The organism is Acinetobacter faecalis, from assembly GCF_034187745.1.
Taxonomy (GTDB): Bacteria; Pseudomonadota; Gammaproteobacteria; order Pseudomonadales; family Moraxellaceae; genus Acinetobacter; species Acinetobacter faecalis.
On sequence record NZ_JAXHPF010000019.1, the window covers coordinates 1 to 2,916 of the forward strand.

Below are 2,916 nucleotides of genomic sequence, written 5' to 3' on the forward strand. Positions count from 1 at the left end.
ATATTTCACTACATCCAGTTTAATCGGTGTCACGATATCCGCTGGGTTATAGGCTCTTACGCTATCCCATTTACTTCGCTTACTGGTACCTAAAGTATTCCAACCCACATAATGATACTGTGATGTCCCGTTTTTAATCACACGATGTTCACCTTCTGCATCAATATTATTCACTTCATTTTGTTCAATATTGATGCCTTTGGCCGCTAAAATCTGACTCTTGTCATTGGTCAGGCTATCACCTTTAAGCGTTAGCGTTCCCCCAGAAATAATCTCCGCAGGTGCACTAGAATCCACATAGTGTTTGGTTTCATGTTGGTTATAGATATAACGCGTGTAGTCTTCGTATTCTCGACCATCTAAATATACTCTTTCTTGAGCACCCCACCCAGTCACATGCGATGAGTCTAAAATATCCGGACTACCATCACCTTGATAGGCGGTTACATCTTTTCGTGTTCCCGGTATTTCCTTCACGCTCGAACTGAAATGTAAATTGCGATTGGTCAGGGTATCCACTTCTAAATGCATATCACCTGTAGATTGAATCCGTGCACTGGCATTGTCTAACGATGTCGCAGAACCTTCTGCCTGATGCTCGGCATTCAGCTTTCCACCCACCCTAAGCGTACCTTCACTGGCAATTAAAGCTTGTTCTCTATTTTCAATTTTGCCACCGGCAAGGTCTAAGCGTTGACGTGCCGCAATCGTACCGGCTTTGATTCCCGCATCTGTTTGATGTGTGCTGAAAAAAACGGAGACTTTAACTTGGTAAACTACACATACTCATCAGGAGTTTACCATGAGCAAAAAACAAAAGATTTATACGGCAGAATTCAAAGCTGAAGCGATCAAAGCTATTAATTCAAACAATGGCAATGTTTCAGAAACAGCACGGCAGCTTGGCATTTCAATGCAAACCCTTTCAAATTGGTACAACAAAGCAAAAGCTGGAACATTAGTAGGCACACAACAATATTCACCTGATCTCGTTGCTCTGCTCAAAGAAAATAAAAAACTGAAGCAACAACTTAAAATTGCTGAAATGGAAAGAGAGTTTCTAAAAAAAGCAGCAGCGTACTTTGCCAAAGAAAGTCAGTAAAGTACGCACATATGAAACAGCAAAAACATGCATACTCAGTCACTATGATGGCTCGGTTACTCCACGTTTCAGTTTCTGGATTTTATAAATGGTTAAAATATGGCTTAAGTAAGCGGGTTATTCAGAGAAATCAACAAACAATATTGGTTAAAATCGCCCACCAAGAAACCAGTGAAAGTTATGGTTATATTCGTTTAACCAAGCACTTACAGGCACAAGGCGTAGAAATTAGCGAGTACGCAGTCCGTTGTATTAAAAATACTTAATCAGCTGTATTGTAAACGGCATAAGCGTTTAAAAAAAACAACCCAGAGCGATCATAATCGTTCCGTTTACAATAATCTGTTAGAACAAAACTTTGTAGTAACTGCTCCAAACATTGCGTGGGTAAGTGACATTACATACATATGGACAGCTGAAGGATGGCTGTATTTAGCGGCTTTAAAAGACCTTTGCAGCAAACAAGTAGTTGGGTATAGCTTGAGTGAACGGATGACGTCACAGCTCGTTTGCAATGCACTGAGCATGGCGATTCGAAATCATAAACCTTCTCAAGATTTGATTGTTCACTCTGACAGGGGGAGTCAATACTGTAGTCATGAATATCGAAAGACACTTGAAAAATATGGATTTCAGGGATCAATGAGTAAACGCGGTGATTGCTATGACAACGCACCGATTGAGAGCTTTTGGGGAATATTAAAAAATGAATTGGTTCATCATCGAAATTATAAAACAAGGGAAGAAGCTAAAGCAGATATTACAAAATACATAGAGCTATTTTATAATCAGCAGAGAACCCAGAAAGGATTGGATTTTAAGACACCAAATCAAATGGCAGAAGACTTTTACAAGATGGTTGCCTAGAATCTCCCAAGTGGAAGTGTCCTGATAATTCAGCGTATATCACCCATTAACGACGCCATTCGCAAGCTCTGGATAAATATAACCATATTCCTTCATATAGTTATACATTCCTGTTGGATCGTTTTTCTCGAGAAAACCTCTAGCTGTTTCTATACTCATTTCTTTTGGATGTTTCATTCTATTTTCCCCCTGTATTAAAAGAATTAATTAATTGTTCTGCATCTTGATAAATTTCTTGCCAATGAGGCAGTAACTCGCTATGAAAAAAGATCTTGATATAACTGGTATTCAACCCATAATTTGGTTGATGTGTATTAAATTCACATTTTGTTGATCCACTTTTAAAATAAAGACACATGATGGTTAGGCTTATCCCTTTACCTTTAATTTCCTGCCAGTACACTTTTTTTGTAGCATTGTCACCACTTTCAACTTCTATTTCATAGAGTCCCAAATCTGAGTTAAATGTTTTTTTTTCATCTATCCATACTTCACTCACCTCTTTTCCACTCGAAAAAATTCCTTTTCTTAAGTACTTTTTTAAAAAATCAAACTCATTAAAGAAGTCTTTATTGCCCCACTCCTTTTTCCAAACTGAGCGTTGGGTTAATGCTATTGTGATATCATTTTTATTCTCAGAATCTAATCTAAATCCTTCTCTAGAAGGTGTCATATCAGGCCATTTGACCTTTAAGTCAATACTTTTAATTTGATCATCACAACCTTTGGCATCATGCTCTTCTTTTATATTTTTCCCCCAATAATTGACGCCTTGATAAGTCACTCTTGCATAATGTAGGTATTGCTTATCAATGAGCATCTGCTGATCACCAAATTTTCCACAGGCATATAATCGTGCTTTGACTTTTTCAGGATCGTGCATACTGTCATAGCCATATATTAATAATGAAATGACCAAAACTATTGGTAATGAATAAAATATGACA

The 2,916-nt window shown here is 37.7% G+C and carries 3 protein-coding genes and 2 pseudogenes; 1 reads left to right on the forward strand and 4 read right to left on the reverse strand.

Features of this window, described 5'->3' with window-relative positions; translation table 11 throughout:
* Positions 1-477, reverse strand: a 477-nt coding sequence (locus SKM54_RS12315; protein ID WP_321095501.1) for a hypothetical protein, incomplete at its 3' end; no start/stop codon positions are given.
* Between the two features lie 15 nt (positions 478-492).
* Positions 493-621 (reverse strand): annotated as a pseudogene (locus SKM54_RS12400) (hypothetical protein); the annotation flags it as partial.
* Between the two features lie 181 nt (positions 622-802).
* Here SKM54_RS12400 and SKM54_RS12320 point away from each other — a divergent pair.
* Positions 803-1,969 (forward strand): annotated as a pseudogene (locus SKM54_RS12320) (IS3 family transposase).
* A 39-nt stretch (positions 1,970-2,008) separates the two neighbouring features.
* Here the strand turns inward: SKM54_RS12320 and SKM54_RS12325 are convergent.
* Together SKM54_RS12325 and SKM54_RS12330 are read right to left on the reverse strand one after the other, a co-directional pair.
* Positions 2,009-2,146, reverse strand: a complete 138-nt coding sequence (locus SKM54_RS12325) for a hypothetical protein (RefSeq protein WP_321095503.1) — start codon at positions 2,144-2,146, stop codon at positions 2,009-2,011.
* Position 2,147: 1 nt separating this feature from the next.
* The coding region (locus tag SKM54_RS12330) for a hypothetical protein (RefSeq protein ID WP_321095505.1) at positions 2,148-2,916 on the reverse strand (769 nt) is incomplete at its 5' end.

Bases quoted from the DNA above. Each gene is read 5' to 3' on its own strand.
- SKM54_RS12325 (WP_321095503.1), bottom strand. From the start codon at position 2,146: ATGAAACATCCAAAAGAAATGAGTATAGAAACAGCTAGAGGTTTTCTC.